This window comes from Ammoniphilus resinae, from assembly GCF_017873965.1.
Lineage (GTDB): Bacteria > Bacillota > Bacilli > Aneurinibacillales > RAOX-1 > Ammoniphilus_A > Ammoniphilus_A resinae.
This window is the reverse complement of record NZ_JAGGKT010000009.1, coordinates 183,483-191,025: the sequence shown is the minus strand read 5'-3', so window position 1 is coordinate 191,025 and position 7,543 is coordinate 183,483. Positions and strand designations below refer to the sequence as shown.

Sequence of the window (7,543 nt, the reverse complement as noted above, 5' to 3'; positions counted from 1 at the left end):
TTCGCTCGACTTGCATGTATTAGGCACGCCGCCAGCGTTCGTCCTGAGCCAGGATCAAACTCTCCAATAAAAGTTTGTTGTGCTCATTTCGTCATACTGACGTTTAATGTCAATTATTCATTGACGTTACTGTTTGGACATGATTCTGTTCAGTTTTCAAAGAACATTCATTTTCAGTACCGCCGAAGCGACTTAATTAATATACCACAAACATTTTCATAAAGTCAACAACAATATTTCGCATGACTTTATTTCTTTTACAGATGTAACTTTAGCACATCCTATCACCCAAAGCAACGAGAAAAAAAAGTGACAAAGAATCCATGCTAGTGAACATTTCTCTTTGCCACTTTTTCATCAAACGGTAATCGTTCGGATGACGTCCTTGCGATTAGCTGATTTAAGTTTATCCCAGAGTCCGGGCTTGTTGGCAATCACCTCGACAAGGTCACCTCGGTCGTTATAGACATAGATCACATTGTTTGCATCGAATTCCGTATAACATTGCATGCAATACCAATGCTTCTCTGCAACAATATAATTGACATTCTGGTTCTCTTGGCAGACAGGGCATGTCCGAGGCCCAACAGTATTCTTGCGATTATAAGTCGTCTTAAGCCCATTTTTCTTAGGCAAGCTTAAGTTGAATTTTGTAAACCAGGAGCGAACAGTTTGTGGAGTAACATTCCATTTTTCGGAGATCCAGTCAACCGTCTTCCCAGTCTTAATAAAGGTTTTTAGATCATCTTGACTAGGTTGAGTTATCGTTCCTTTTCTCTTCGCCATCTAAAAATATCTCCTTTGATAAGAAAAAGTTGTTTCTTTGTAATTAATACGAATAAGAGGAGATATAGGTTTCAAGTTTTTCATTTATTTTTTTGGAAACTTTTACATCAAAAAAGAGGCCACCCCTAGGCAGCCCCTTCCGTACTCACAAGTTTATAACTTTGTCGGTGAATCAACAAAACGGATGTCAGGATATTTCTCCGATGCCCAGCGGAGTCCAAACTCATTTTGGAAAAGGGCGACGAATCTTCCCTTTTTATCCTTAACCACCACATTGGTGCCGCTGATGAACTTTTGCAAATCTTCTTTGCTTCCATCGATCCAACGGGCATACTCATACGGCAATCGCTGCATGAGGATATCTACCCCATACTCGGCCTTCAGACGATGTTCGAACACTTCATACTGAAGTTCTCCGACAACACCTAGCACTAATTCATCGATCCCAGTACCATAGGTGTGGTAAATCTGAATGGCTCCTTCTTCTGTCAATTGGTCCACACCTTTGTGGAATTGCTTGTATTTCATGGCATCCTTTGCAGTTACCTTGGCAAAGCGTTCTGGTGCAAAGTATGGCATTTCATCAAAGGTAAAAGGTGAACCTTGGCAAAGGGTATCGCCAATTTGGAAAATGCCTGGATCATACAATCCGATTATATCTCCTGGATAGGCATCCTCAATGATTTGCCGATCTTGGGCAAAGAATTGTTGCGGCTGTGAGAGCTTAATAGTTTTTCCAGTTCGAACATGCTGGACAGCCATGCCGCGCTCGAAATATCCTGAACAGATTCTTAAAAAGGCAATCCGGTCGCGGTGGGCAGGGTTCATGTTCGCTTGAATTTTAAAGACGTAGCCCGAGAATTCCGGAAAATCAGGGTTCACTGGACCTGCATCGCTTTTTCTTGGAGTTGGCACTGGTGCCAAAGTAAGGAAACGATCCAAGAAAGTTTGAACGCCAAAGTTATTAATTGCACTCCCAAAGAAGACAGGGGTCAATTCCCCTTTTTGGATGCGTTCCATGTCGAAGGGATCGCCCGCGACATCGAGCAGTTCAATATCTTCCATCACTTTGTCATAATAATATTCGCCCAATTGACGAACCAAGGCCTCCTGGTTTCCATCCACGACTTCAATTTCGTCTTTTTCGTGATAATGACCATGTTGATAGACTTCGACTTCATTTTTCTCGCGATTATAAATCCCTTTAAAATCTTGTCCCATCCCAATCGGCCAATTCATCGGACAGGAACGAATCCCTAATACATCTTCTAATTCCTGCAAAAGATCGAGTGGATCGCGGGACTCACGGTCTAGTTTGTTGATAAAAGTGAAAATTGGAATTCCCCGCATCCGGCAGACTGCAAACAGCTTTTTCGTTTGTTCCTCGACCCCTTTGGCAGCATCGATTAACATCACGGCACTATCTGCAGCGGTCAGCGTCCGATAGGTGTCTTCACTAAAATCCTGGTGTCCCGGGGTGTCAAGGATATTTACCTTGATCCCGTTATACTCAAACTGCATGGCACTTGATGTAACCGAAATCCCTCTTTGCTTCTCAATTTCCATCCAGTCTGAGGTGGCTGTCCGTTGGGATTTTCTCCCCTTTACCGTTCCAGCCAAACGAATCGCTCCTCCAAAAAGAAGCAATTTCTCAGTCAAAGTGGTCTTCCCCGCATCCGGGTGGGATATAATAGCAAACGTCCGGCGTTTGGCAATCTCCGCTTTGATTTTATTTTCATTCACATTTATTGTACTCATCATGTTACTCCTAACCTAAACGACTATCTTCCATCCTTACATTCTACATTAAATTTTATGTTAAAAACAATGCATGGTGACGATTTCCATGAGAAAAAGAGGCCCTCCAACGTTTTTCGTTGGGCAGCCCCTTCCCCATCATCCAAGTGGAATGGTTTCGTCATTCACTTTAATCCTATGATCGTCTACAAACTGGAAATCATTAATAAACTCTACTTTAATCGGGTCAATCGACTTACCACCTGACTCGGTATTCACAACAACCAAGTACTCTGCACCTGCACCGCCGTCTTGCGGGAAAGCGAAGACGCGCATTGCAATCCGTTTTTGATCTGGTGTGAATTTAATTTGGTCATTAACGAACAAGGATTCAGTAAACTCTTTTTGGAATAGCATAGTCGGCTGATCTCCCGCAGGATCGTACGCAGCAACGGATAGAGTAAATCCACCTTTCTCCTTGTGGACGTCTCCCAAAATCAGCGCCCCGTCTTCCATTTCACCCAAGTAATATTGATCATATTCCGGCGACTTAAATGAGGTGAAATTCACTAGCTTTAACTCATTGGTCTGCAAATTCAATTTGTACAGCCTTTCTTTCCCCGTAAAGGACACATCCATCTGCGGGGCTCCCACCCGAATAAAAGCGACTTGCTGATCCTTTGGAACGATGATTTTCTTCACGAAACTGCCTGGTTCAAGCGAAAGCTCGGCACCTTTGTAATCCCAGGCGGTCACATCATCCACGTTCACCCCGTAGAAGGACTGTGCAAACGGATTGTATAGTAGAAGCGTAGAATCACTCGCCCAAGTAATCGCCCATCTCATCTGCTGGTCAGGAACAGCACTCATGTCCGTAATCTCCTGGTTGATTTCACCGTACAATGTTTTAAATTCTGTAGCAGATGAATCTAAAAGACCTACTTCCCAGCCTTGGCTGTTTTCCGTTACAAAGAATGCTTTCTCCCCATTTGGCGACCATTGTAGGTTGCGCCCAGCATTGATCCCCGGTTGTGGGATATGCTTAATCTCTGCCACACTGCCGTCTGCTTCAAGTAGCATAAGGTGTTGCACAGCTTTTACATGATCCGGCTGGTCTAACGGCTTTTGTTCCATAAACCAAACATAGTATTTGCCCGGGTCAGTGGGAAAAGCGTAAAATTCAGCCGAATAGATATCCATATCTGCCGATTCAAAGAGTTCAACGGCTTTTCCTTCGTTGATCGCATACAGCTTTCTCCTTGTTTGATCGGTGCCAATTTGCATCGTAGATTGGCCCGTATAATCTTGATACAAGATCTCTGGATTCGATATATTCAATGCCTTCCAATGACTTTCCGCTACGGGTGGCATTTGAGAAATCGTCTGTGTTTGTTGAATGTTAGATTCAGGTGGCTTCGCCTGATTATTTCCATTAAACGGCAGGTTCTGAGTAGCCCATAATCCAATTAACAGGGATGCGGCAAGTGTTCCGGACACTCCTACTCTTCGAAACCATTTCCTACGAGTCGCCGTCTGTTCTGCTTTTTTTAAAAACTTTTCTTTCAGGGCCTCTTTAAAAGCCGGTTCGGGTTCTGGAAGTGTAAACTGCTGCAATTCTTGGATAAGTTTTTTCTCTGCCATATCCTGTTTCATCTGATCTCCTCCTTTACCCAAGTGTCCGTATCCATAATCGTTCTCAGCTTTGCCAAAGCCCTGTTTTGCGTTACGCTCACCTGATTTGGTGATATATCGAGCAGCAAGGCAGTTTCCTGTACAGACATCCCCTTCATGAACCGAAGATAAATGACAGATCTCATTTTTTCCGGGAGTCGGCTGAGCATAAAATAAATCTTTTCTTTTTGTTCCTTCTTTTCAAATATTTCACTCGGTAAATCAAAGTCATCTGCTGCCTCAAAGTCTTCTGGAATATGATTTTTCCAGAATGTCAAAAACTTCTTGGTCTTCTTTTGCCGAATAAAATCTACCACAGTACGCCGGGCAATCGTATAAATCCAGGTGGATACGGAGCTTTCCCCACGAAATTTATCGTAAGAGGAGGCAACCTTCATAAATACCTCCTGGGTAATATCCTCAGCATCGGCCTTGTTGCCGATCATGTAATAAACGTACTGGTAGATGGGCCGGAAGTTGTCTTCAAACAACTTTTCAAACGGGTCCATGGGATACCTCCAATATGTTTCTCATTCTATCTTTTTAGACGTAGCACTCAATGCTTTCTTACAATGGATATTAAAAAAAATAAACCACCAGCTGGTGGTTTTCACTTCTACCTATCTATTTGGCCGCTTGAACGTCAATCTCTCTTTGACTCATACTGTGCATATCTCGTGCTGTTACGTGGTACATCACATAATGTTTTCCCGTTTCAGAAAAGGCCACTTCAAGGGCATATATACCTTCTCCTCTGTTTTCAGCGGGGACCATCTTGTGCTGTTCCTGGCCTTCCTGCCAAACCTCAAACTGCACATCATTCGCATCACTGACTTTTTCGGATCCCTGGGTGACCGTTACCTGCAGGGTAACAGGCTGATCCACAATGGCTGGTTCTGGACTGCTTTGGAACTCAACTGTCAAAGGTGCAGGAGGTGCTGCTGGATCTTGAGGTGTCGACTCTTCCCCATTACCGCATCCTGTTAAACCAATTAAGAGGATGAAAAATATATGTAGTATCCAAGCTTTGTTCATTACTGTATCACCTCTTTTCAAATCACACAGCTTTCCAATAATTCTAAGGTTCCCTCCACCGCATCAAGGCGTGCCTTAATCCCAATAGGAAGAGTTAAATTAGGCTGGCAATGTCCAGCCTTTAATCCATAGTAAGAAGGAATCCCCAGAGGGGATATGATATCTTCAAGAACCTCTCGGACAGATAAGCTAGGTTTTTTGGGTTCAAGATGAATCCCAGAAAAATCAGTAAACAGAATCCCCTCGGCTTGCTCTAATTTTCCTGCTAACCGTAGTTGGGTCAGCATGCGATCGATCTTATAGGGTTGTTCCCCTACGTCTTCGATAAACAAAATCCTTCCCCGGGGATCCACCTCATAGGGGGTCCCCAACAAACTGACGAGAAGGCTTAAGTTGCCGCCAACCAATCGGCCCGAAGCGACACCATTATTTATCTGGTATTGAAACATCCCGGGTGGCTCAGAATACTTTCCTAATGCGTCCGTCTCACTGATTAATTTAAACAACAGGGGCCAGTTCAACTCATCATGGTCTACAGCCAATTCGCTTACCATCGGTCCATGAAAAGTAACCAACCCCGTACTACGATGAAGAGCCTGATGCAATGCTGTTATATCACTATAACCAATAAAGATTTTTGGATTTTTGCAAATGAGCGGATAATCCAGTTGATCTAAAATTCTTGGTGTCCCATAACCGCCCCTTAAACAAATAATCGCATCCACATCAGGATCTGCAAACATGCGATTTACATCCATTGCACGAATGTCATCCCGTCCAGACAAATACCCGTATTCTCTCCTTACACTTTCACCCAATATCACCCGGAAGCCAAAACGGGCAAGCCGATCGACTGACTTTTCTAGTTGCTCCTCTGGAACGGGGCTTGCCGGTGCAATCACCGCAATCGTTCCCCCATGTTGAAGAGCTTTGGGCTTAATGATCGACAATGGTCTGTCACCTCCGTGTAAGATGAGATCCTATTGAAGCTTTTCTTATAATTTCTTAATCGCTTTAATATGCAAATCCATCACGGTGTCAATTTGCCCTGTTTTAAGTGTAATTTCCGCCATACAACGGTCAGGACTCAACCAGCTCAATTTCCCAATGATCTTATCATTTTTCTTCGTAATCACTTCCACCTGTTCCCCTATACATTGATGGAGTTGTTTTCGCATTTCCTGAATCATTTTTCTCCCCCGCTCCCCCTTTGTTCGGAAAACGTATTTTATCAATGGACACTATATTACTCCCGAAACGAAGGAATGTAAAGGGATAGAATGGAGTAAAAATAAGCTAAAATTAGCAAGAAAACGGTTTATTAGCAGGATATCTAATCGTTCCAAATATTCCCAATCAGTCTCTTTAATTATTAGTCAACTTATCTTTTTTCTGGTATTGTTTCATGTGTTCCGGAATTTCGTCGATTTTCAAATGGTCAGGAAGCTCGTCAATCGTATGCTTATAAGAGTAGCCACGCTTCAAATACCATAAACACATGAGAATCGTCAATATGGTCATAAAGACGGCAGACGCCATAATAATTGATACAGTTGTTGACACTGATCTCCCACCTCTCCAATTGTTTATTTATCTTTTCCACCTGTAAGGTAATTCTACAATACTTTCTGGTTCTCCTGTTACTGCAAATTGAACCGCGTCTTGTAAAATTTGTCTTTGCAAATCAATGGAACCCGCACCGCCAAATGAACGCCCTAAAGGAAAGCGGAGATACAGGGACCTCGGCGCTCTTACCTTCTCGGTAACCTTGGGCAAATGACTAATGGCCGCCGTACGTATTCCTTCAGCTTCGATCGCTCTTTGAATCAATCCCACGGATTGATGGCAAATATATCAGCCAGGGGATAGGACCACAATATCTACCTGGTCTTCTTTCAAAAATCTCGCGACCTCTGGTGCGACTTCTTCCATTAACTTTTGCGGTTTAGGGATATAGCCCATAAACCCGTAATGAACGGATGCCGCACTCCCGATTATACCTTGCTGGGCCAACTCCTGCAGACGGGCAATGGGGAAAACGCAATTAATATCCTGATCGGCATCTGTCCGGTCATAATGGGTGTGACTAATCATGAGATCCTCTTGCCGAACATCATTTGGAATAACCCGGTAGCTGCTATCTCCTTCTTCCACTTGAAAAATAGGCTGTTCCTTGAGGTGCACTCCCGCTGTAGTCACTAAAGCTACACGCGCTTGCGCAAGAGACTTCCCCCAAGGAGCAATAGTTGGCGGAGTCTCCACTTTCTTTACCATGGCCTCCGCCACTTTTCCAATTACCTTTTGTTTCCACACT

General features: G+C 43.6%; 9 protein-coding genes and 1 rRNA gene. All 10 read right to left on the bottom strand.

Features of this window, described 5'->3' with window-relative positions; translation table 11 throughout:
• Positions 1–70: ribosomal RNA gene (locus J2Z37_RS15500) — 16S ribosomal RNA — on the bottom strand; the annotation flags it as partial.
• A gap of 287 nt (positions 71–357) precedes the next feature.
• The gene (locus J2Z37_RS15495; RefSeq protein WP_209811186.1) at positions 358–786 is read right to left on the bottom strand and encodes a hypothetical protein; all 429 of its coding nucleotides are present in this window, start codon (positions 784–786) and stop codon (positions 358–360) included.
• 153 nt (positions 787–939) lie between these two features.
• Complete coding sequence (locus tag J2Z37_RS15490) at positions 940–2,544, bottom strand: peptide chain release factor 3 (RefSeq protein WP_425340328.1); 1,605 nt, start codon at positions 2,542–2,544, stop codon at positions 940–942.
• Positions 2,545–2,682: 138 nt separating this feature from the next.
• A complete protein-coding gene (locus J2Z37_RS15485; protein ID WP_209811184.1) occupies positions 2,683–4,176 on the bottom strand; it encodes a hypothetical protein in 1,494 nt (497 codons plus the stop codon).
• Positions 4,173–4,703: an RNA polymerase sigma factor gene (locus J2Z37_RS15480; RefSeq protein WP_209811183.1), complete on the bottom strand. Its 531-nt coding sequence runs from the start codon at positions 4,701–4,703 to the stop codon at positions 4,173–4,175. Before J2Z37_RS15480 ends, J2Z37_RS15485 begins: the two co-directional genes overlap by 4 nt.
• A 115-nt stretch (positions 4,704–4,818) precedes the next feature.
• A complete protein-coding gene (locus tag J2Z37_RS15475) occupies positions 4,819–5,229 on the bottom strand; it encodes a FixH family protein (protein WP_209811182.1) in 411 nt (136 codons plus the stop codon).
• Between the two features lie 17 nt (positions 5,230–5,246).
• Positions 5,247–6,179: a S66 peptidase family protein gene (locus tag J2Z37_RS15470; RefSeq protein WP_209811181.1), complete on the bottom strand. Its 933-nt coding sequence runs from the start codon at positions 6,177–6,179 to the stop codon at positions 5,247–5,249.
• Positions 6,180–6,224: 45 nt separating this feature from the next.
• A complete protein-coding gene (locus J2Z37_RS15465; protein ID WP_209811180.1) occupies positions 6,225–6,419 on the bottom strand; it encodes a hypothetical protein in 195 nt (64 codons plus the stop codon).
• A gap of 175 nt (positions 6,420–6,594) precedes the next feature.
• The gene (gene ytzI / locus J2Z37_RS15460) at positions 6,595–6,792 is read right to left on the bottom strand and encodes a YtzI protein (RefSeq protein WP_209811179.1); all 198 of its coding nucleotides are present in this window, start codon (positions 6,790–6,792) and stop codon (positions 6,595–6,597) included.
• 27 nt (positions 6,793–6,819) lie between these two features.
• Positions 6,820–7,503: a glycine/sarcosine/betaine reductase selenoprotein B family protein gene (locus J2Z37_RS25570; RefSeq protein WP_245203847.1), complete on the bottom strand. Its 684-nt coding sequence runs from the start codon at positions 7,501–7,503 to the stop codon at positions 6,820–6,822.
• Positions 7,504–7,543: the final 40 nt, after the last annotated feature.